This is a genomic window from Phenylobacterium sp. (genome assembly GCF_044358365.1).
GTDB lineage: Bacteria > Pseudomonadota > Alphaproteobacteria > Caulobacterales > Caulobacteraceae > Phenylobacterium.
The window spans coordinates 66775-88687 of the sequence record NZ_JBIKNZ010000005.1; the positions used below are offsets into that span (position 1 = coordinate 66775).

Here is a 21913-nt window from a genome sequence, read left to right on the forward strand (position 1 = left end):
ATGACGGACCTGAGAACCCTCGCCGCTGCTCGCTACTCCACCGGAGCCATTTTACTCCACTGGACAATAGCAGCGCTGATCGTTCTGCAGGTGGTGCTGGCAGGTCGGATGGAAGGTCGAACGCCCGAGGCGTTTGCCATCGTCCAGCTGCACAAGTCCATCGGGATAAGCATCCTGCTGTTGAGCCTGATCCGGCTGGCGTGGCGCATGCTGAATCCGCCGCCGCCGGAACCCGCGTCCCTGACGCCTTGGGAGCGAAGGCTGTCGCACGGTGTGCATTGGGCCCTCTACGGCGTGATGATCGGCATGCCGATCACCGGCTGGCTTGCGGTGTCGGCCAGCCGGTATGCGTTTCCAACCCTGCTGTTCGGCGTCGTGCCTTGGCCGCACGTGCCGGGCCTTGCCGACCTGACCCCGGCTGCGCGGGCGATCTGGCATCAGGCGGGGGAGGTCAGTCACGAGCTGATCATCAAGGCTGCCTATGGCTTGATCGCCTTGCATGTGCTGGGCGCATTGAAGCATCAGATCTTCAGGGGTGATCCGCGTATTCTCCCGCGCATGATTCCAGGTGTGCGGTTTGACCGACGATTTGATCGGCGACTGCTGGCCATCCCGGTTGCGCTGCTCGCAGTCGTGGCGTTCGGTCGCACCTATCATCCGCCGCGTCCGCATAGTGCGCCTGCTCCGGTCGCAGCCACACCTGAGCCAGAGGCGCCGATTCCGCCGAAGCCTGCGGCGGCGACTACGGTGGTGGAGCCGAGACCAGATGTGGGACCGATTGCGTGGAAAGTTTCTCGCGGCTCGAGCCTGACTTTCGCCACTGCCTGGAGCGGCGAGGCGATCGAGGGCCGTTTCGACCGCTGGATGGCTGATATCCAGTTCAATCCCGACGCGCTCGACCGATCACGGGTGTCGGTTTCTATCGACATGGCCTCGGCGGTATCGGGCGATGAGCAGCGAGACGCCAGCCTGCCATCCGCCGACTGGTTCGACACCGCCGTCCATCCGAAGGCTACATTCACCGCCTCGCGGTTCGAGAGGACGGGCGATGGGCGGTTCGTGGCGCGAGGCCAGCTGAGCCTGCGTGGCGTAAGTCGGCCACTTACCCTGCCGTTCCGGTTGAAGATCGTCGGCGACAGGGCCGAGGTCAGCGGTGTAACCACCCTCGACCGGACGACCTTCGGGGTAGGGCAGGGCGAATGGGCGAGCACCGATCAGATTCCGGCGAAGGTGACGGTGCGGATCGTACTCGCGGCGCAACGCAGCTCGCCCTCGCCTTAGCCGCACTCCGGGCTGGCGGTCTGGTGCTGATGCCGACCGAAACGGTCTATGGCCTGGCGGCCGATGCTTCTGATCCGCTGGCTGTGGCCCGGGTCTACGAGGCCAAGGGGCGGCCCGCTTTCAATCCTCTCATCGCTCACGTCAGTGATCTTGCGATGGCGCGAAGCGTCGCACGGTTCGATGATCGGGCTGAGCGATTGGCTGCCGCTTTCTGGCCAGGCCCGCTGACACTCGTGTTGCCGGTCTCTGATGGCGCTGCGGTCTGTGATCTGGCTCGCGCCGGACTTGAAACCGTTGCGGTGCGGGTTCCCCGGCATCCAACGGCCCAGAGGTTGGTCTCAGCCTATGGCGGGCCCCTCGTCGCGCCGTCGGCCAATCGCTCAGGTCGCCCCAGTCCGACCACCTGTGCAGACGCAGTCGAGGAGACCGGTGAGGCCGCGACAGTGGCCCTGGACGGGGGCTCCTGCACAATCGGTCTCGAATCAACAGTGGTCGCCTTGCTGGACGATGCGCGATTGCTCCGCCCCGGCGCGATCACCCGGGACCAGATCGAGGCGATCATTGGCCCGTTGGCGGAGGCCGGCGGCGACGCCAAGCGCTCCCCTGGCCGACTGACGCGTCACTACGCACCTGACGCGCCAGTCCGACTGGATGTGCTCCAGCCGGTCCCCGGCGAGGCCTGGCTGGCCTTCGGATCGGCAGGGCATGGTCCGTGGAACCTCAGTCCGACCGGTGACCTGCGCGAAGCCGCCGCCAATCTCTTCGCTTATCTGCGAGCGGCAGATCGCACCAACCCCCTCGCGATCGCCATAGCGCCGATTCCCCAGGAGGGTCTGGGCGAGGCCATCAACGATCGCCTGCGCCGTGCGGCGGGCTTTGTAGGTTAGCGCCAATGTCATAGATTGGGGGAATGACCGCGCCCGTTTCCGCCGATGTGATTTCACGCCTGAAAGCCGTGCTCGGTCCGGATGGCTGGAGCGAGGATCCTGACCGGATCGCGCCCAAGCTTGTGGAGTGGCGCGACCGCTGGGTCGGGATCACGCCGTTTCTTGCCCTTCCGAAATCGACCGCTGACGTCGCCGCCGTCGTCGGCATCTGCTTCGAAGCCGGCCAGGCGATCACCACCCAAGGCGGAAACACCGGGCTTGTAGGCGGACAGATCCCGCAGGGCGAGGTGCTGCTGTCCACAGAGCGCCTGCGGACCATCCGCGAGGTTGAGCCTTATGACGACGTGCTGGTCGCCGAAGCGGGCGTGACCCTGTCGCAGGTGCATGCGGCGGCGGCGGACGTGCGCCGCAGATTTCCACTCGGCCTGGCCTCTGAAGGCTCTGCGACGGTGGGCGGCGTCGTCTCCACGAACGCCGGCGGCACCCAGGTGCTGCGCTACGGCATGACCCGCAATCTGGTGTTGGGCCTTGAGGCGGTGCTGCCCAATGGCGAGGTCTGGAACGGCCTGAAACGGCTGCGCAAGGACAATACCGGCTATGATCTGAAGCAGCTCCTGATCGGGGCCGAAGGCACGCTGGGCGTCGTCACCGCCGCGGCGTTGAAACTGTTCCCGGTGATGGCCTCGCGCGCCGTGGCGATGATCGGCGTCGCCACCCCCGAGGCGGCGCTGGAACTTCTGACCCGCGCCAAGGACGAGACGGGCGGGGCCGTGGAGGCGTTCGAGCTTATGGGTCGGCTCGGGGTGGAGTTCGTGCTCCGAAATATCCCCGGCACGCGTGACCCACTGGCGGCGCCGCACCCCTGGTATGTGCTTGCCGAATTCGCGTCCGGCGAGCCGGGATCGGCGGAAGGCGCGATGACGCAGTTTCTCGAGGCGGGACTGGAGTCCGGCCTGATCCGCGATGCGGTAGTCGCCCAATCCGACAGCCAGGCCCGGGCGCTATGGGAGATCCGCGAGAACCAGTCGCCGGCCCAGAAGCCCGAGGGCGCCACCTGGAAACACGATGTAGCGGTGCCGGTCAGCCAGGTTCCCGCATTTCTGGCCGAAGCGAACCAAGCGATGGACGTCTTCGCGCCTCGCGCCCGCATCGCCGCCTTCGGCCATGTCGGGGACGGCAACATCCACTATGATGTGTTGCGGCCCGACGGAGGGTCGGACGCCGAACATGCCGCGCGCCGTGACGCCGGATCCAGGATCGTTCACGATATCGTGGCCCGATTGGGCGGCTCGATCAGCGCCGAGCACGGCCTGGGATCGATGAAAACGGCGGAAGGCGCGCGCTACAAGAGCGATGTCGAGTTGGCCGCGCAGCGCGCGATCCGGCTGGCGCTTGATCCCGGAAGAATTCTCAATCCGAGAGTTCTGTTTTAGGAGGTTGGCGACCCCGGCGCGCCGCCGTAAGACGCTGCGATGCTGATCGTCCTGTCACCGGCCAAATCCCTCGATTTCACTGCGGCGCCTCAAACGGTGGCGATGACTTCGCCGCAGATGACCGATCAGGTGGCCGAGCTGGCGAAGGTTACCCGCAATCTGCGCGTCGCCGATCTCAAGCGGATGATGTCGCTCTCAGACAGTTTGGCAAAACTCAACCGTGAGCGGTTCCAGGCCTTCGACGCCGGGTCGGACGAGGGCGTGCAGGCGGCGTTCGCTTTCAACGGTGATGTCTACGCCGGGCTGAAGGCGCGCGAGCTGGATCGCAAGGGTCTGGCCTGGGCTCAGGATCATGTGCGCATCCTGTCGGGGCTCTACGGGGTGCTGCGTCCGCTCGACGCCATCCAGCCCTATCGTCTGGAGATGGGCGTACGGATCAAGACCCGGCGTGGACAGAGCCTCTACGACTTCTGGGGCCCTAGAGTGTCCGAGGCCCTGAACGCGGCAGCGCGTGACCATGGTGATCCCACCCTGGTGAACTGCGCCAGCGGAGAGTACTTCGGCGCCGTCGACCGCCAGGCTCTGACCCTGCCGGTGCTGTCCTGCCGATTTCTGGAGGAGAAGGACGGCGAGGCCCGCATCGTCTCCTTCTACGCCAAGAAGGCGCGTGGCCTGATGGCGCGCTACGCCATCGACAACCGCATCGAGCAGGCGGCCGACCTTCGATCATTCAACGTCGCTGGATACCGGTTCGCGCCGGAGCTTTCCTCCGACGCCGAGTTCACATTCTCGCGGCCCCAGCCCGAGCCGATGTCTCCGGCTCGCAAGGCCGCCTGACGCTCAGGCTGCGTTGGCCAGGTAACCTACCGGGTCCTTCAGGAAGTCATGAGCGTCCGCGAGGCAGCCCTGCCAAGCCTGAAGGTGAGTTGCGGCGTCATCTCGGTTCATCGTCTGAAACAGCATCGCTGAATAGACCACATGCTGGGTGGCTGCCCGGTCCTGATAGATTCGACACATCACCGAAGTCTGGTTGAACGCATTGATCTGGGCGCCGGTTACCGACGACCTATCCATGGCCGCGTCGAGCAGTACGGCGCGGCAGGCGCGACCCTGCGGATTGCAGCCGGCAAACTGCATCGAGAAGTTTGCGGTGGTCGAGGTCACGGCGACAAATACGGAATCGCCATCGCGGGCCCGGGTCTGAACCTTGGCGCCGGCCTGGCCGAGAATGTCCATCAGACCCTGCGGATTCTGGACGTCGAAGGACCCCTTCACCACCGCCGTAGATACCGGTTTCGGAGGCGCGGGCTTGGCTGCGACCGGCTTGGCGGCGGACTTTGCGGGCGGGGCCTTGGGGGCCGGCGCGGCGGCCACGCAGAGAAGGGCCAGGGGGGCGATCAGGAGGGCGTGTCGGATCATGTCGGATGGCTATCAGACTGTAGACCATGGCGCGAGCATGGCGCCGTCCCGCAACGTCTGGTTTCCGTGGCGTCGGGCGCGGCTTCCCGGTAGACTTCGTCCCTGAAGTCTGGAGGCCGGGCCATGGGTTTGATTGTCGCTAGCGTTTTCCTCATCCTTGCGGTGGTTGTCGCTCTCGGCGCCATCAAGATTGTACCCCAGGGGCGGGAATACACCGTCGAGCAGTTTGGTCGCTACACGCGAACCCTGAAGCCCGGGATCAGCTTCCTTACCCCCTTTGTTGAAGGCATCGGGCGCAAGATCAACATGATGGAGCAGGTGCTGGACGTGCCGCGCCAGGACGTGATCACCAAGGACAACGTTTCGGTCCAGGTGGACGCCATTGTCTTCATTCAGGTGATGGATGCAGCGGCCGCCGCCTACCGGGTGACCAATCTGGACTTTGCCATCACGCAGCTGACCATGACCAACCTGCGGACTGTGGTGGGCAACATGGAGTTGGACGAGGTGTTGTCGCAACGCGACCAGATCAACACCCGGCTCCTCGACGTCATCGATCAGGCGACCAGCCCGTGGGGCGTTAAGGTGGCCCGGATCGAGATCAAGGATCTGCAACCGCCGCCAGACATCACCAACGCCATGGCGCGCCAGATGAAGGCCGAGCGGGAGCGGCGCGCTGTGATCACCGAAGCCGATGGCGAGAAGCAGGCGGCCATCACGGTCGCCGAGGGCCAGAAGCAGTCGGCGATCCTGCAGGCGGAGGGCCGAAAGGAAGCGGCCTTCCGGGACGCCGAGGCGCGCGAACGCTCCGCCGCAGCCGAGGCCAAGGCCACCGAGCTGGTCTCCAACGCCATCGCCGCCGGCGACGTCAATGCGATCAACTACTTCGTGGCTCAGAAGTACGTCGAGGCCTTTGGCAAGCTTGCCGAAAGCCCGAGCCAGAAGATGGTCATCGTACCGGCCGAGATGAGCGCCCTGGTGGGGTCCATCGGCGGCATTGGCGAACTCGTGAAAGCCATCAACGCTGATCCCCAGCCGCCACACCCTGCCCAGCCTCGCGGTAGAGGCGGGTCGGCAGTGCCGTCGACGGGAGTCTGAGGCAATGGATGCGGTGACGGATCTCCTGGCGGCGCAGCCGTTCTGGATTTGGGCGGGGCTCGGTGCGGCGTTGCTGGCTATCGAGGTCATGACCGGGACGGGGTGGCTGCTTTGGGCGTCTGCGTCGGCGGGGGTGACTGCGGTGGTCGTCGCGCTTGCGAGTACCGGTCTGCCGACCTCCCTGCTGGTGTTCGCCCTTCTGACCATGGCCTCGACTCTGGCTGCCCGGCGCTACTTGCCGCAGACTTCGGGAACTCCCACTCCGGACATCAATGACGCGTCCGGTCGTCTGTTAGGGCGTCACGGCGCGACGGTCGTCGCCTTTGCCAATGGGGCGGGGCGGGTTGCTATCGACGGGAAGGAGTGGGCGGCGCGGCTGGAGACCGGTGAGAGCCTGGCGGCGGGCACAAACGTCGAGGTCGTCGACATCGAAGGCGCCCACCTCAAGGTGCGGCCTGCGTAACGAGTCGGTTGCAATGGTCGGATGACCGGGAGGCCGCACGACCGTACACGTTTCGCTAAGTGGTTGGAACTGCGCCATACTTCAGTCGGCATTGCGCAGCAGCTTGACCCGCGACATGTCACAGCGCTTATGTGCGCGGAAATCCACGACCCCACGGTCACGACCCAGGAGAGACAAACGGTGAAGACGCCTAGAGCAATCGGGCTGGCGCTGGCTCTGATGGCTGCGCTTATGGTCCCCGCTGCGGCCGTGTCCCAGGCCAAAAAGCCGGCGGGAGTCCCTGAGGCTGCGCGCAAAGCCGGCATGGCGCGCGCGCCAGCCGTCGTCGCTGCGGCCGGTCTCCCCTGCCAGATATCCGACGCCCGACTGGTCGGCGAGGACAAGAAGGCCAAGGTTTCCTACTTCGAAGTGGCCTGCGGCGCCGGTGCGATGGGTTACATCGTTCAGGCTCCTGCGGCTGGTGCACCTTCGGCGTTCAGTTGTCTTGAGGCCAATACGCCGCCAGCGCCGGGCCAGGCTCCGTCAGCGCCCTGCATGCTTCCCGGGAACGATAATCCCAAGGCGCTCCTTCAGCCGATGATGAAGACGGCAGGCGTGGAGTGCATACCGGAGCAGGCACGAGGCATCGGCCAGACCAAGACCAGCACCTATATGGAAGTCGCCTGCTCGGGCGGCGCGGGCTACATCGTCGTCGCCAGCGCCCCGTTCGACACGACCAAGGCCGCGCAGGTTCAGAACTGCCTGATGTATGACGGTCCCGAGAGCAACATCAAATGCACGATCACTGATCGGGCGACCCGCATGCTGGTGGTCGACAAGTTCGCTGTGGCGGCCAACAACGGCTGCGTGATCAAGGATCGCCGCTTCGTCGGCACGGCCAAGGATAACTCCACCTACTACGAGGCCGCCTGTCAAGACGGGAAGGGCTACATCTACAAGGTTGCCGCTTCAGGTACGCTCTCGGATACCTATGAATGCGCCAAGGCCACCAACATCCTGGGGGGCTGCGAGCTGACGGACGCCCGTGAGGCCCTCACCGAACAGGCTGCGCTCTACACCAAGCTCGCCAAGGCTGCCGGTTCGACCTGTGAAGTCGCGCGCTATGCCCTGTTCCCGCCGAAGCCGGGAGAAGAGAACGTCGAGATGGTCTGCAAGGACGGATCCGGCGTGATCGGAAGCTTCCGTCCGGGTGGCAAGGGTAACCTGATCGTGGATTGCACCCGCGCGCCGATCACGGGGTTCCGGTGTTCCATGACCAAGGAACCGGGGTTTGCGGCCTTCACGGCCGACCTCAAGAAGAACAACGTGAACTCGTGTGAGGTGTCCAACTCGCGCGTCGTCGGCAAGACCGAGAAGGGCACCACCTACGTCGAGGTCGCCTGCGCCGACAAACTGAAGGGCTATATGCTCGAGTATGAAAGTGCGCCCGCCGTGTCGGCTGTCCGGGCCGTGGGTTGTGCGTTCGCTGGCAACTGCAAGCTGCCCGGCAACACCTGATCCCGGTTTGAGCTGAATGATGAGAGGCCCGCGACGGCGACGTCGCGGGCCTTTTTCGTCAGATCTTCGCTTCGATAAACATCGGCCCGCGCTGGCCCATGGCGCCGGCGAAGGCCTTGTCGAAGTCTTCGGCGGTCGAGCAACTGACGGCCGGCAAACCAAGGCCCCTGGCGACGGAGACAAAGTCGATGTTGGGTTCGCCAAGGTCCAGAAGCTTGCGCGCAGATGGGCCGGCCTCGCCGGCGCCGGTGCGCTGCATCTCGATATTGAGGATGCGGTAGGTGTAGTTGGCGAAGACCACGACAGTGATGTCCAGGTTCTCACGCGCCATCGTCCAAAGAGCCTGGATTGTGTACATCGCCGCGCCGTCGCCATTGAGGCTGAGCACCTTGCGGTCCGGCGCCGCGACGGCAGCCCCGATCGCCAGGGGCAGGCCGATGCCGATGGCCCCGCCGGTCAGGGCCAGAACATCATGTGGCCGTGCTGTCAGGGTGGCGGCCGAGACGCCGGCGCCGGAGGTCACGGCGTCATCGCAGATGATCGCGCCCTCCGGCATGTGACGCGCGATGGAGGCGCCCGCCAGATGAGCATTCAGTGCGCCGGACGGCGCCCCATCGGGTAGCTTCAGGGCCTGAACCTGCCCCGTCGCCGGGGCGCCGAGCGCATCGGCTAGGGCCGCGAGGCCTGCAACCGAGTCTTCGGCGCGTGCGGACAGGGACAGGGTGTCGCAGCCCTCGGGCACAAGCACGCTGGGCCGGTTAGGATAGGCAAAGAAGGCGACCGGCATGGTCGTGCCGGCGAACACCATCAGATCGACACCCTCCAGTTCCACCAGCGCCAGCTCGCCGAAATACTGCATCTTCTTTGGCGCAAATCCGCCGGCGCCGCGCGGCTGCCTGGCGACGAAGGTGTCGGTGTAGATCGTGACGCCCACGGCTTGCAGACGTCCAGCCTGATGGATCGCCTCTGCGCTACAGGCCTGGCCGCCCAACAGAATGACCGGCTTCTTCGCCGCCCTGATAGCCCGGGCGGCAGCGTCTACAGCCTCGCCGGAAGGGGCGGGCCGCACGGGCTTCTGGGCCATGACAGGCTCGCCACTGGCCGGCAGCCAGGCTGAATCCGCCGGCAGGATCAGACTGACGGGGCCACCCGGCGGGCCATAGCTGGCGGCCACCGCCTCGGCCGTGAGGCTGGCGACAGTCTCAGGGCTGTCGGCAGACTTCGCCCATATCGAATTGGGCTTCACCAGGGTCGCGATGTCGGAATTCAACGGCGCATCGTATTGGCGGTGATAGGTGGCGTGGTCGCCCACGACATTGACGATCGGCGTGTAGGCGCGGCGCGCGTTGTGCAGGTTGGCGACGCCGTTGCCGTATCCGGGCCCCAGATGCAGCAGGGTGCAGGCCGGTTTTTCCGCAATCCGGCCGTAGCCATCGGCGGCGCCCGTCGCGACACCCTCGAACTGGCACAACACAGGGCGCATCGCCGGCACGCCGTCCAGGGCGGCGACGAACTGCATCTCGGAGGTGCCGGGGTTGGCGAAGCAGGCGGTGACCTCATTGGCCACCAGGGTCGCGATCAGGGCGTCGGCGCCATTCATTGGAACACCATCACATCTTGAGGGGCGGGGACGGCGAAGAGCCGCCTTACGTCTTCGGCGTACCGGGTGCGGGCGAGGCTCTGGGCGATGTAGCCCTTATCGGTGATCTCGCCGGTGTTGGGGTCTGGCGGGGCGGGCAGGACCAATGCGCGAGCCACCTTGCCGCCGGATCCCTTTGCGCGGGCATTGTGGGCGGCCAGGCCGGTGCGGACCGCGGCTTCGACCTGGTCGTACGCCAATGTGGGGTTGGGATAGAGCAGGAGCCCCACGGTTTCTTCACCCTCGCCGCAGACCACCGCGTCGGTCACGGCGTCACCAATTGCTCCGATTGCGTCCAGTCGCAACTCGCCGACGCCCACGAAAGTGCCGGAGACCAGCTTGAAATTCTCCGAGATGCGGCCGTCGAAGATCATGCCGGCGGTGGGTTCCTCAGGGTCTACAAAGCGCGCGGCGTCCCCCACCTTGTAGAAGCCCTCCTCGTCGCGGGCCGCTGCCGACATCTCCGGCTGCCCCAGATACCCCGGCGAGACCTGCGGACCCTTGACCCGGAACTCCAGCTTGCCAGCCGTTGGCACCAGCCGGACCGAAGTGCCTGGCAACGGCAGCCCGATCATGCCCATCCGCGCATTTGGCCAGTGAACGTTGCAGGCCGTGGGCCCGGTCTCGGTCGCGCCATAACCCGACCCGAAGCTGATGCGATGGCCGATGGTCCGCACGGCGACAGCCTGGATCCGGTCGGCCGTCGACTGACCCAGCGCTGCGCCGCCGTACTGCAGCAGTCGCACCCGCTCGAAGAAAGTCCGCGCCAGCTGGTCGTCGACCTCCAGCGCCTCGGCGAACAACATCCAGGCGGCGGGCACCATGTTCTGATAGGTCGGCGAAATCTCCTTCAGGTTCCGCACCGTCTCGCCAAACCGCGCGGCCGTCGGCTGGCCGGCGTCGATATAGACCGTGCCGCCCCTGCGCGCGGCCATATGCAGGATCGCATTGCCCCCGAGGCTGTGGCTCCAGGGCGCGGAGTGGACCATGATCGGGGGATCGGGATCGACGAAACAGGCCTCGATCTGAGCGGCGTTGATGCTCATGCCGTAGTGGGTGCAGATCACCGCCTTGGGCAGGCCTGTAGAGCCTGAGGTCAGGAGATACTTGGCGTGCTGCTCGGGTGTAGCCGTCGCCGCGACCGAGCCTTCGCGGTAAAGCCGCTCGAGTGGCACATCCTGAGCACGCGGATTGAGGCTGGCGATGACAGGCAGGCCGGCGAGTGCGTCCGCCGAGAGTCCATCAGAAAACAAGCCCGCGTCTTCCACGTAGACCGCCGCAGGGTTCAGCACCTGACACGCATGGGTCAGGCGCGCCAGATTTGCGCCGGGAAGGCCATACTGGGGCGACACTGGCGCCACCGGCATCCCCTGGCTCATCGCGGCATAGGTGATCAGGGCGTGTTCAATGGTATTTCGCGCCAGGATCAGCAGCGGGCGATCTGCGACAACGCCGAGGCTCTGCAACCCGGCGGCCAGCGCTGTGACCCGCTGCCACGCTTCGGCGAAGCTCAGAGTCCGCCATCCTGAACCTGAGCGCTCCGCCAGCCACAACCTATCCGGGGCAATGATCGCCCAATGCGCCAGAGACGCCGTGGTTGTCTGGTGATCCTGGGAAAACAGTGTCGGGTTGGTCAGGATGAACTCGCCGCCCGGTCGCTCCACTACGTCCAGCCGCCTGGGCGCATAGAGCGGATCACGGAACGGGGCGTTGGAGGGGCGAAGCTCGGCGTCCATGGATCGAGCGTTACGGGCGCGGACACAAAAAGGGAAGCCCGGGCGTCTGCTTTCGGGTGGCCCTTGACCCCGCCGCCGACCGTCAAAGAGATCTGCCGCGCCGAGGCCAGGACTGCGTCCGGGGCGTCAGCCACCAGTGGGCCAGCCTTCTGCATATCCGCCACCGAGGGCATGCACTGCTTGGCTGGGTTCCTCTGGTCCGACAGCGCAAAACCTGCGCCAGGGAATAGACGCACGAGACCCCCGGGAGCCGACAGATTGCGGCCCTGTCGGTCAGATTTCTGTTTGTCGGATCAACGCCTCGGCTGCGGCGACCACAGTCTTCACCGGCAGGTCCATCATGTGACAGATCGCCTGGTCAAGGTTCGGATCCAACGCCCGGATCTGGTCGTAGCTGCGCGGACCCCGCACAACGCGGGTCAGATCCCCCCAGGGCGCATAGAGTCTGTCGTCCGAGGGCCCGAACAACCCGATGGTTGGAACGCCGGCCGCCGCAGCCAGATGCATGGCCCCGCTGTCATTGCCGATGAACAACCGGGCGCGCTTAAGGCATGCAAAAGCCGTGAGGGGATCCACCTTGCCGGCCAGATTGATGAAACGCCGACCGGCGGAGTCCTTGAGCGACAGCGCCAGGGCTTCGTCGCCGGCCCCCCCCAGCACCATCAACCGCCCCCCGGCCATCGGCCCATGACCGTGCAACAGGGTCATGGCTACCTGACTGAAGCGCTCGACCGGCCAGGTCTTGCCGATCCAGTTGGCGGCGGGGGCCATGGCCAGGATCGGTCCCGCGCCTTGGGTCAGTTCGTCTGCATAGGCCTCAACGCCGACGCTGGTGTAGATATGAGGGGCTGCGGGATCGTCCTCGATCTTCAGCGTCCGCGCCGCCTCCAGCACCTTGTGCAGCGGCTGGCCGGCCTTGCGGTGGACTGCCCTGCGACGGGGACCAAGCAGGCTTGCGATCCGCGATCCCCGAAGATCGACCACGAGGCCCCACCGCGTCTTTCGCACCTCCCGCCAGAGCTGGAACCAGTGGCTGCCGCTCTTCGACTTTTCGAGCGTGATGATCCGGTCCAGACCCGGCACATGTGCGAACAGCGGGGCTGCGGCCGGTCCGGCGACGATGGTGAAGCGGGCGCCCGGAATCTCATCGGCGAGACGCTTGATCAAACCGGACGACAGCACGGCGTCGCCGATCCGCGTGGCGGTGATGAACAGGATCGGAAAACCGGGGGCGGAGGGCATTGTCTGCTTCTATAGGCATTGAGGCTCTGGCGCTCCACTGCCTGCGGCCCCAGATTGCTGATATGACCGCCAACCTTTCGATTGCGCATCTTCCGAGCCGGGCCCTGATCGCGGTGAACGGGGCTGATTGGCGGAGCTTCCTGCAGGGCCTGTTGACGCAGGACGTCGAGACCCTGGCGGACGGGGAAGTCCGCTTCGGTGCATTACTGACCCCACAAGGGCGACTGCTTTACGACCTGTTCGTGGTGGGTCGGGGTGACGGCGCATTGCTGGACGTGGCGGCGGAGCATCGCGAGGCTCTGCTGCAGAAACTGACCCTGTATCGCCTGCGGGCCAAGGTGGACCTCGCCGGGTCGGAGTCCCAGGTCTATGCGGTCTGGGGCGACCGCGCACCGGATGGCGGGCTTCGCGATCCGCGTCTCGATGAACTTGGCTGGCGCGCATATGGCGCCATGGACCCGACCACCGATGAGGCGGCCTATGACGCCTACCGGCTTTCGCTGGGTGTGCCCGGCTCAGCAGACTGGGGCAGCGAGAAGACCTATCCCATCGAGGCCAATTTCGACCTCCTGAACGGCATCGACTTCCGGAAGGGCTGCTTCGTGGGCCAGGAGACCACCTCGCGCATGAAGCGGCGGGGCGTAATCAAGAGCCGGATGTTGCCGCTGGTGTTCGAGGGCGCCGCGCCCGCCCCGGGAACCGAAGTGCTGGCGGGCGACCTGCGGGCGGGCGCAGTGCTTTCCGGGATCGATGGACGAGCAATGGCGCTGGTGCGGCTGGACCGGGCGGAGGCTGGCGGTCTCACTGCTGAAGGTCGCGCCGTCGAGGTCGCACGTCCGGACTGGCTTGACCGAGCGCTCGGATGACGGCCTGACCCCCCTTGTCTCGGCGCTCCGGCTGCTGCGAGACTGCGCCCATGACCCAGTCCCTGATCCGATGTGAATGGCGCGGCATGGCCGGCGACCCGGTCTACGAGGCCTATCACGACACCGAGTGGGGGGCGCCCGAATACGATAGCCGTGCGCTCTGGGAAAAGCTGGTGCTGGACGGGTTTCAGGCGGGACTGGCCTGGATCACCATCCTGCGGAAACGTGACGCTTTTCGCGCGGCGTTCGACAATTTCGATCCCGAAAAGGTGGCGCTCTACGGCGAGGCCGACCGGGCACGGCTCATGGCTGACGCCGGTATCGTTCGCTCCAACGCCAAGATCGATGCGGCGATCAACAGCGCGAAAATCTATCTGGCCATGCGCGATCGCGGGGAGGATTTCTCGGAGTTCTGCTGGGGGTTCACCGGCGGCAAGCCGATCCAGAATCGCTGGACCGGGTTCGGCGAGGTTCCGGCCCAGACCGAGCTGGCGGTGGAGGTCTCCAAGGCGCTGAAGGCTCGGGGGTTCAAGTTTGTGGGGCCGGTGATCGTCTATGCCTGGATGCAGGCCGTGGGCATGGTCAATGACCACTTCGTCCAGTGCCATTGCCATGAGCGGGTGAAGGCGCTGGTGCGGTGAGGGAAACAGCCGCGCCGAATCTGGCTCTGGAAAATGCAATCAGCGGGTCGGTAGTCTGTGGCGTCGACGAAGCTGGTCGGGGCCCTTGGGCGGGGCCGGTCAGCGCCGGGGCGGTGATCCTCGACCCAGCGCGTATTCCAGACGGCCTGAATGACTCCAAGAAGCTCACGGAGCGTGCGCGCGCGGCCCTGGAACCGCAGATCAAGGCCTCAGTCTTGGCCTGGGGCGTCGGCTTCGCCAGTGTTGAGGAGATCGATACCCTCAACATCCTGCAGGCGACCGGCCTGGCCATGCGCCGCGCGGTCGAGGCGTTGGCGATCACGCCCGCCCATGCCCTGGTGGACGGCAACTACCGGTTTGTTCTGCCGTGCCCGGTCACACCCGTCGTGGGCGGCGACGGCAAGTCGCTGTCCATCGCGGCGGCCTCGATCCTGGCCAAGGTCGCCCGCGATCAGCTGATGGTGGAGATGGACGCCCTCTATCCCGGCTACGGTTTCGCCGGCCACAAGGGCTATCACGCGGCCAGCCATGTGGCGGCGCTGACGCGGCTTGGACCCAGCCCCATTCATCGGCGTAGCTGGGCGCCGATCCGGGCATTGCTGGGCGGCTGACGCCCGCGTTTTCAACGCGAAGGTTACCTTAACACCCCGCCGCTATGGTCCCCTCGTCCAGCAGAAGCCGGAGGGGATACGTGTCGATCACCCAAAAGGGTCAAACCCACTACGATATGATCGTGATCGGTAGCGGGCCTGCAGGTCGCCGGGCCGCAGTTCAGGGCGCCAAGTTCGGCAAGCGCATTCTGGTGATCGAGCGTGGCCGGCGGGTCGGCGGCGTCTCGGTCCACACCGGCACAATCCCTTCAAAGACCCTGCGCGAGACGGTGCTGAATCTGTCGGGTTGGCGCGAGCGTGGCTTCTACGGCAAGGCCTATCGGGCCAAACAGGACATCACGGCGGAAGACCTGCGCAAGCGCCTCGAAATCACCCTGCACCACGAGGTCGAGGTGCTAGAGCACCAGTTCGCCCGCAACCGCGTGGACACCATCATCGGCTCAGCGCGGTTCGTTGACCTGAGGACGATCACCGTAGATGGCCCTGACGGCGTAATGACATTCAGTGCCGAACGGTTCGTGATCGCTGTCGGCACCCGGCCCTATCGGCCCAAACACATCGAATTTGACGGCGAGAACATCGTCGACAGCGACGAGATCCTCGACCTTACCCGCATCCCGCGCCAGTTAGTGGTGGTGGGCGCCAGCGTGATCGGGATGGAGTACGCCTCGATCTTCAGCACGCTGGACGTGAAGGTCACCGTGATCGAGCCCAACGCCTCGATGATGCCGTTCCTGGATCGCGAACTGGCCGATGAATTCGTCCATGACCTGCGCGATCGCGGCGTCACCGTCCGTTTCAACGCCAAGGTTACCGGCGCCAAGGTCCAGGGCCCGGGTCGCTGCCTGGTGTCGATGGAAGATGGTCGTGAATTGCGCGCCGACATGGTGCTCTTCTCGGCGGGCCGCGAAGGCGCCACCGATGCGCTCAATCTGCCGGCCTGCGGCCTGGAGACCGACGAGCGGGGCCGCCTGACGGTCGACAAGGCCACATTCCAGACCGCCACCCCGCACATCTACGCCGCCGGCGACATCGTGGGTTTCCCCAGCCTCGCCTCCACCTCGATGGAGCAGGGCCGGATCGCCGCCTGCCATGCCTTCGAAGAGCCGATCCAGGCGGCGCCGGAATTCTTCCCCTATGGCATCTATTCCGTGCCGGAAATCTCAACCATCGGCCTCAGCGAGGAACAGGCGCGTGAGCGCGGGATTCCCTACGAGTGTGGCGTGGCGCGCTTCCGTGAGACCTCACGCGGCCACATCATGGGCATCGGCACAGGCTTCATGAAGATGCTGTTCGCGCTCGAGACGCGGCGCCTGCTGGGCGTCCATATCGTGGGCGAGGGCGCTACCGAGCTGATCCATATCGGACAGGCGGTGCTCAATCTGGAAGGCACGCTCGACTACTTCGTGGAGAACACCTTCAATTATCCGACCCTTGCCGAGGCCTACAAGGTGGCCGCGCTGGACGCCTGGAACCGCATGCCCAGGCAACAGGCCAGTGTCCGGGTGACAGAGCAGAGCCTTGGGCGTGCGATCCGGGTGGTGAACGGCTGAGCCCCGGCCCGGCCTTTACGGCTCGTTCACCATGACCGTTGACGGCCCGTTCACCATGTAAGCGCAGACTCTCATCTTCTGTTTCAGGGACTTGAAGTCATGAGTCTGCCGGTCGACACCATCCTGCGGGGCGATTGCCTGGAGGCGCTCAAGACGCTTCCGGACAAGTCTGTCGACCTCGTCTTCGCTGATCCGCCCTACAATCTTCAGCTGGGCGGCGACCTGCTGCGTCCGGACAATTCCAAGGTCGACGCGGTAGACGACGACTGGGATCGCTTTGAGAGCTTCGAGACCTATGACACCTTCACCCGCGCCTGGATGAAGGAATGCCGGCGTGTCCTGAAGGACGACGGCGCCCTGTGGGTGATCGGCAGCTACCACAACATTTTCCGCTGCGGCGTGGCGCTGCAGGATCTCGGGTTCTGGATCCTGAACGACATCGTCTGGCGCAAGTCGAACCCGATGCCGAACTTCAAGGGCACCCGTTTCACCAATGCGCATGAGACCCTGATCTGGGCGTCCAAATCGCGTGGCGGGCGGCGCTATACCTTCAACTATGACGCCATGAAGATGGCCAATGACGAGTTGCAGATGCGCTCGGACTGGACCTTTGCGCTTTGCACCGGCGACGAGCGCCTGAAGGACGAGACCGGGACCAAGGCGCATCCGACGCAGAAGCCCGAAGCCCTGCTGCACCGGGTCATCATGGCCTCGACCAAGCCGGGCGACATCATCCTGGACCCCTTCTTCGGCACCGGCACGACGGGCGCCGTGGCGCGGCGCACGGGTCGCCGGTTTGTCGGCATCGAACGCGATGAAGGCTACGCCGCCATTGCTGAAGCGCGGATCGCCAAGGTAATCCCGGCTACGGCCGAGGAACTGCTGGTGACAGGGTCGCGCCGGTCCGAGCCGCGGGTGCCCTTCGGCAGTTTGGTGGAGGCCGGTCTGCTGCAGGCAGGTGACCTGCTCTATGATCCCAAGGGCCGCCACGCAGCGCGCGTCCGGCCTGACGGCAGCCTGGTGGTCGGTGAATTTTCGGGTTCGATCCACAAGATGGGCGCGATGGTCCAGTCTGCACCGGCCTGCAACGGCTGGACCTACTGGCACTTCAAGACCGACAAGGGCCTGGCTCCCATCGATGTGCTCAGGGCCAAGGTGCGGGCGCAGCTGCCCGTCTGACGCTGGAGCCTGTCCGGTTCAGATGGAATCATCTGAACCGGATAAACAGGCTCGTTTTCATACGTTTAGAGCGCGACCGGCGCTTGAACCGGTATCCACTTCAAGCTGTCGCGATCTACGGAGGGCTGGACCTCAGCGCCGTTCCAAACCACCCTTGCGAAAAGCGTGGGGAGAGTTTCGGGCATGTTTGGGCGTCAGGCATGAACCCGCGCGTCTTCGTGCTCACGCTCTGCACCTTCGCGTTCGGCTCGGCGGCCTTCATCTTCGCGGGCCTGCTGGAAGAGATGGCGAAAGACCTCGGCGTCTCCACTGCCGTCGCAGGACAACTGCAGACGGCCTATGTGCTCACCTCGGCCCTGCTGGGCCCGGTGGCGGCCTGGGCGCTGGGGCGCATGGACCGGAAGTTTGTGGTGATCGCGGGCCTTGCGCTGGGGCTGGTGCTGCATCTGGCCTGTAGTCTTGCGCCAAACTTCGAGACCTTGCTGGTGCTTCGCGCCCTTGCTGGCCTGGCCGGCGCCATGTCCGGGCCTGCCGCGAGCGTGGCTGCAGCCGCCCTTGTGCCCCCCGAGCGGCGTGGGTCCGCCCTGGCCATGGTCTCCGGCGGCATGACCCTGGCCTTTGTTATTGGCATTCCCATCGGCAGTGTCGTCGGTTCGATCTTTGACTGGCGCGCCACCTTTCTCGTGGCGGCTGCCCTTGCTGCTGTGGCGCTCATCGGCGTGATCTTCTTCCTGCCCCGCGTGCCGGCTCCGCCGAAGCGGGAAGGCGGGCGTGTCGAGTTTTCCGGTATCTGGCCGCTCCACCTGACCAGCTTCCTGACGTTTGCGGCCAATATGACGCTGAACCTTTACATCGCGCCCATCGTACGGGTGGGCACCGGCATCACCGGCGCCGGCGTGGCGTTTTTCCAGGCGATGATCGGTGTCGGCGCCGCCGTCGGCCTTTGGCTGGGCGGACGCGCCGCCGACCGTGGCGCCGGCAAGTCCTGGATCCTGCAGGGCATCGCCATCCAAGCCTGCGCCATGAGCCTGCATCTGGCCGCAACACACCAGCTGTTGCCAAGGGGCTGGGCCAGCGACGCCCTCGTCGCCCTGGCCATCTTCCTGGCCGCCATGGCGCTGTTCTCGATCTCGCCGGTCACCCAGTCCCGCTTGATCCAGATGACCAATGGCGCGCCCGTAGCGCTGGCGCTCAACGGTTCGGTGTTCTCGATGGGCCAGGCCATGGGCGCGACGCTGGGCGGGGTGGCTCTGGCCAGCTATGGCGTGCCCGCCATCCCGGCCGCGGCGCTGATGATGTCGGCGGTGGGGTTCAGTGTGCTGCTGTTCGTGTTTCCGGGCGTGTCTGCACAACCGTCAGAGAAGAGCTGAAAGCCCTGCACGCACCGCCTTCAGAAAGACGCTGGGCAAGCCCTCCATGTCGCGATGAGGGCTCCAGATCACCTCATGAGCATCACCCTCGGCCCGCAGGATCTGCAGGGTCAGGCTGAAATGGGTGAAGACGTGTTCCACTTCGCCTGCACTTCGCCAGTCAGCCGGCGCGGGCGCCGCCTCTATCGCTTCGGCCTCGCCCCAGCGGTTACCGCGCCATTCGCTGGTCGGCAGGGCCAACATCCCGCCCAGTAGCCCCTTGGGCGGGCGTCGCACCAGCGCCACTTCATCGCCGCGCGTCAGAATATAGGCGACGCCAAACCGATGCGGCCGCGCGGCTTTCGCCGTGCGTCGGGGGTAGGTCTCCGGAGAACCCTTGGCTTTCGCTGCGCAATGGCGCGACACTGGACAGCGCTCGCACAATGGCGATTTCGGTTTGCAAACCGTGGCGCCCAGATCCATCAGGGCCTGCGCCCAGTCGCCAGGCCGCTGGCTGCGCACCAGCTCCCCGGCCAGACGCTTCAATTCGGGCTTGGCTTCCGGCAATGGCGTCGTCACAGCAAACAGGCGCGCCATCACCCGCTCGACGTTGCCATCCACGACGTTGGTCGGCAGGTCAAAGGCGATCGCGCCCACGGCGGCGGCGGTGTAGGGCCCCAGGCCGGGCAGGGCGCGGAGGCCTTCCTCCGTATCCGGAAACACGCCTCCGTGGTCGTTCGCCACGGCCCGCGCACAGGCCAGCAGGTTCCGGGCGCGGGCGTAGTAGCCGAGTCCAGCCCAGGCCGCCATGACCTCGCCGTCGGCCTCTGACGCCAGATCCGCCACGGTCGGCCAGCGTTCTGTGAAGGCCAGGAAATAGGGCGTCGCGTGCGGCACAGTGGTCTGCTGCAGCATCACTTCCGACAGCCAGACGAAGTAGGGATCGGCGCGCACGCCAGTCGCATGATCCTTCGGCCTTACCCGCCAGGGCAGGGCTCGCGCATTGGCGTCGTACCAGGTCAGGAGCTGGGCGCGAAGGTGATCAGGCTGCACAAGACCCGCCTACCATCCCCGCAGTCTCCGCGGTAGAGTGTGCCATGCGCCGCCGCCTTCCCGATGTCGAGGACACGCTACGTATTCTCAAGGAGAAACGGACCCGGCCGTTGCATCGTCCGCCGCCCCCGGCCAGCCGGGCGCTCCGTGGGTTCATGAAGGACCTGGACGGTCGGTTTGGCCAGGGGGCTTCGGCGCTGATCGCCCGCTGGCGCGAGATCGTCGGCGCTGACATCGCCCGCCGCACCGAGCCCGTGAAGCTCATCAAGGGTCGCAATGGCGCGCCCTCTTCACTTGAGATCCGCGTGGCCGGACCTTCTGCGGCGATTATCCAGCATCAGGCGCAGGACATTCTGGCCCGGGTCAATGTGTTCCTGGGTGCGGACGCCGTCGGCAAGCTGCGGATCGTGCAGGGCCCGATTCGCCGGGCCGAGCCACCGCCACCGCCCCGCCGCAAGGCTCCGCTGGACGCTGCGACCGAGGCCGAATTGATGGAAAGCCTCTCCCGCGCCCCCGAAGGCCGCCTCAAGGACGCCCTGATCACGCTTGGTCGAGGTGTTCTGCGTCGCGGCGGCAGTTGACACACATTCGCGGCGGTCTAATCCGCAGGTTCCAGCGTCGGCTTTTGCGAGAGGGTTTATGCCGTCGCGCGGGAATCGCGTTTTAATACTCCGTTCAGAACCGGAAGGTCCCAGATGACGATCCCTACACGCCGCTTCCTGATGGCACTGGCCGCCGCCGGCGCGGCCTTGGCCCTGGCTGGATGCAACAATGCCGGAACTGGCGGCGCTGCCTCTGCGGACGCCATGACCCTTGGCAACGCCAATGCGCCGATCAAGGTCGAGGAGTATGCCTCCACCACCTGCAACCACTGCGGCCGGTTCAACAATGACGTCTTCCCGGCCTTCAAGGCCAAGTACATTGACACCGGCAAGGTCCAGTACACCTTCCATGAATTCCTGACCCCGCCGGAGGCCGTCGCCGTGGCCGGCTTCCTCACGGCGCGTTGCGCGGGCAAGGAGAAGTACTTCAGCGTCATCGACGCCCTGTTCCGCAGCCAGGAAGAGATGTTCCGGACCGGCGACGCGCGGGGAACCCTGCTGAAGGTCGCCCAGTCGGCCGGTATGACCGAGGCCCAGTTCAACACCTGCGTGAATGACGAGACGTCGCAGAAGGCCATTGCCGCCCGGGTCGACGCCGCCGTTCAGCGCGGCGTGTCCTCCACGCCCAGCTTCTTCATCAACGGCAAGAAGGCCAAGGAGGGCGAGATGACCCTTGAGGAACTCGACGCCGCCGTGGCCGCGGCCGGCAAGTAACATGTCTGCGACCCTGACCCGGCGGCGCTCTGTGGCGGTTCTCGCCAGCCTGGCGACGACGGCGGTGGCGCCGGCCTGGGCGGCTCAGCAATCCTGGCCTGCCGCGCCGGGAGACATGAACCTCGGGAACTCCAGAGCCCGGGTTCATGTGGTCGAGTATATGTCGCTGACCTGCGGGCATTGCGCCCAATTCAACGCCGAGGTCTTTCCGGCGTTCAAGGCGAAGTACATTGACACGGGACAGGTCTTCTACACGGCCCGCGAACTGCTGACCGCGCCCCAGCAACTTGCAGTCGCAGGCGTGCTGATGGCGCGCTGCAACGGCGGGACCCGCTACTTCCCGATCATTGACCAGGTGCTACGAAGCCAGTCGCGCTGGCAGGGCGGGAACATCAAGGCCATCTTTCTGGATATCGCCAAAGCCAATGGCCTGAGCGAGTCGCAGTTCGAGGCCTGCCTGGTGGACGAGACGGCCCTTCGGGCGCTCGAGGGGCGGGTTCGGTACGCCACGGGCACAGACAAGGTGAACTCCACCCCGACCTTCTTCGTAAATGGTGTGAAGCTGGCCAGTGATCGGGTGCCTGATCTGGCCGATCTTGACGCCGCCATCGCCAGGGCGCTGAAGCCGAAACCCGGGGGAGGCCGCTAAC

Annotated in this window: 21 protein-coding genes; 16 read left to right on the forward strand and 5 right to left on the reverse strand. The window is 65.7% G+C overall.

From position 1 onward, the window contains the following. Genes ACIQ3B_RS02895 through yaaA form a run of 4 tightly spaced genes read left to right on the forward strand, consistent with a single transcriptional unit; the run spans position 1 to position 4438 of the window. Positions 1-1281 carry a YceI family protein gene (locus ACIQ3B_RS02895; protein WP_397399814.1) on the forward strand — a complete coding sequence of 427 codons (1281 nt, stop codon included), beginning with the start codon at positions 1-3 and terminating at the stop codon, positions 1279-1281. Further along, the gene (locus ACIQ3B_RS02900) at positions 1200-2168 is read left to right on the forward strand and encodes an L-threonylcarbamoyladenylate synthase (protein WP_397399815.1); all 969 of its coding nucleotides are present in this window, start codon (positions 1200-1202) and stop codon (positions 2166-2168) included. The genes ACIQ3B_RS02895 and ACIQ3B_RS02900 overlap by 82 nt, the downstream gene beginning before the upstream one ends. A gap of 23 nt (positions 2169-2191) precedes the next feature. Further along, positions 2192-3601 carry an FAD-binding oxidoreductase gene (locus tag ACIQ3B_RS02905; protein WP_397399816.1) on the forward strand — a complete coding sequence of 470 codons (1410 nt, stop codon included), beginning with the start codon at positions 2192-2194 and terminating at the stop codon, positions 3599-3601. Between the two features lie 39 nt (positions 3602-3640). Beyond that, on the forward strand, positions 3641-4438 hold the full coding sequence (gene yaaA / locus ACIQ3B_RS02910) for a peroxide stress protein YaaA (protein ID WP_397399817.1): 798 nt from the start codon (positions 3641-3643) through the stop codon (positions 4436-4438). 3 nt (positions 4439-4441) lie between these two features. Here the strand turns inward: yaaA and ACIQ3B_RS02915 are convergent, their stop codons facing one another. After that, positions 4442-5020, reverse strand: a complete 579-nt coding sequence (locus tag ACIQ3B_RS02915) for a hypothetical protein (protein WP_397399818.1) — start codon at positions 5018-5020, stop codon at positions 4442-4444. 123 nt (positions 5021-5143) lie between these two features. Between ACIQ3B_RS02915 and ACIQ3B_RS02920 the strand changes: the two genes are divergently transcribed. From ACIQ3B_RS02920 to ACIQ3B_RS02930, 3 genes are all read left to right on the forward strand, one after another. Then, entirely contained in the window at positions 5144-6118 is a 975-nt protein-coding gene (locus ACIQ3B_RS02920; RefSeq protein ID WP_397399819.1) for an SPFH domain-containing protein, read from the forward strand. Positions 6119-6122: 4 nt separating this feature from the next. Then, positions 6123-6581, forward strand: a complete 459-nt coding sequence (locus ACIQ3B_RS02925; RefSeq protein WP_397399820.1) for an NfeD family protein — start codon at positions 6123-6125, stop codon at positions 6579-6581. A 180-nt stretch (positions 6582-6761) separates the two neighbouring features. Beyond that, a complete protein-coding gene (locus ACIQ3B_RS02930) occupies positions 6762-8078 on the forward strand; it encodes a hypothetical protein (RefSeq protein ID WP_397399821.1) in 1317 nt (438 codons plus the stop codon). Positions 8079-8136: 58 nt separating this feature from the next. Here the strand turns inward: ACIQ3B_RS02930 and ACIQ3B_RS02935 are convergent, their stop codons facing one another. The 3 genes from ACIQ3B_RS02935 to ACIQ3B_RS02945 form a co-directional block, all read right to left on the reverse strand. After that, complete coding sequence (locus tag ACIQ3B_RS02935; RefSeq protein ID WP_397399822.1) at positions 8137-9678, reverse strand: acetolactate synthase large subunit; 1542 nt, start codon at positions 9676-9678, stop codon at positions 8137-8139. Next, positions 9675-11453, reverse strand: coding sequence for a feruloyl-CoA synthase (locus tag ACIQ3B_RS02940; RefSeq protein ID WP_397399823.1), 1779 nt, complete (start codon positions 11451-11453; stop codon positions 9675-9677). Before ACIQ3B_RS02940 ends, ACIQ3B_RS02935 begins: the two co-directional genes overlap by 4 nt. 273 nt (positions 11454-11726) lie before the next feature. After that, a complete protein-coding gene (locus ACIQ3B_RS02945) occupies positions 11727-12695 on the reverse strand; it encodes a glycosyltransferase family 9 protein (RefSeq protein ID WP_397399824.1) in 969 nt (322 codons plus the stop codon). A 62-nt stretch (positions 12696-12757) separates the two neighbouring features. Here ACIQ3B_RS02945 and ACIQ3B_RS02950 point away from each other — a divergent pair, with 62 nt between their 5' ends. The 6 genes from ACIQ3B_RS02950 to ACIQ3B_RS02975 all read left to right on the forward strand — a co-directional run bounded on the left by ACIQ3B_RS02950 (position 12758) and on the right by ACIQ3B_RS02975 (position 18915). After that, on the forward strand, positions 12758-13561 hold the full coding sequence (locus tag ACIQ3B_RS02950; RefSeq protein WP_397399825.1) for a YgfZ/GcvT domain-containing protein: 804 nt from the start codon (positions 12758-12760) through the stop codon (positions 13559-13561). 50 nt (positions 13562-13611) lie between these two features. Further along, the gene (locus tag ACIQ3B_RS02955; RefSeq protein WP_397399826.1) at positions 13612-14202 is read left to right on the forward strand and encodes a DNA-3-methyladenine glycosylase I; all 591 of its coding nucleotides are present in this window, start codon (positions 13612-13614) and stop codon (positions 14200-14202) included. Next, complete coding sequence (locus tag ACIQ3B_RS02960) at positions 14199-14813, forward strand: ribonuclease HII (RefSeq protein WP_397399827.1); 615 nt, start codon at positions 14199-14201, stop codon at positions 14811-14813. The genes ACIQ3B_RS02955 and ACIQ3B_RS02960 overlap by 4 nt, the downstream gene beginning before the upstream one ends. Positions 14814-14893: 80 nt before the next feature. Continuing rightward, positions 14894-16366 (forward strand): Si-specific NAD(P)(+) transhydrogenase, encoded by a 1473-nt coding sequence (sthA, locus tag ACIQ3B_RS02965; protein WP_397399828.1) that lies wholly within the window; start codon positions 14894-14896, stop codon positions 16364-16366. Between the two features lie 99 nt (positions 16367-16465). Next, positions 16466-17545 carry a site-specific DNA-methyltransferase gene (locus ACIQ3B_RS02970; RefSeq protein WP_397399829.1) on the forward strand — a complete coding sequence of 360 codons (1080 nt, stop codon included), beginning with the start codon at positions 16466-16468 and terminating at the stop codon, positions 17543-17545. Between the two features lie 200 nt (positions 17546-17745). Continuing rightward, complete coding sequence (locus tag ACIQ3B_RS02975; RefSeq protein ID WP_397399830.1) at positions 17746-18915, forward strand: MFS transporter; 1170 nt, start codon at positions 17746-17748, stop codon at positions 18913-18915. On the opposite strand, the gene mutY is transcribed toward ACIQ3B_RS02975, so the two are convergent. Continuing rightward, positions 18901-19947 (reverse strand): A/G-specific adenine glycosylase, encoded by a 1047-nt coding sequence (gene mutY / locus ACIQ3B_RS02980; RefSeq protein ID WP_397399831.1) that lies wholly within the window; start codon positions 19945-19947, stop codon positions 18901-18903. The two genes, ACIQ3B_RS02975 and mutY, sit on opposite strands and share 15 nt — an antisense overlap. A gap of 44 nt (positions 19948-19991) precedes the next feature. Here mutY and ACIQ3B_RS02985 point away from each other — a divergent pair, with 44 nt between their 5' ends. The 3 genes from ACIQ3B_RS02985 (at position 19992) to ACIQ3B_RS02995 (ending at position 21912) form a co-directional block, all read left to right on the forward strand. Beyond that, entirely contained in the window at positions 19992-20528 is a 537-nt protein-coding gene (locus ACIQ3B_RS02985; protein ID WP_397399832.1) for a DUF721 domain-containing protein, read from the forward strand. Between the two features lie 114 nt (positions 20529-20642). Further along, positions 20643-21263, forward strand: coding sequence for a DsbA family protein (locus ACIQ3B_RS02990; RefSeq protein ID WP_397399833.1), 621 nt, complete (start codon positions 20643-20645; stop codon positions 21261-21263). 1 nt (position 21264) lies between these two features. Then, entirely contained in the window at positions 21265-21912 is a 648-nt protein-coding gene (locus tag ACIQ3B_RS02995; protein WP_397399834.1) for a DsbA family protein, read from the forward strand. Position 21913: the final 1 nt, after the last annotated feature.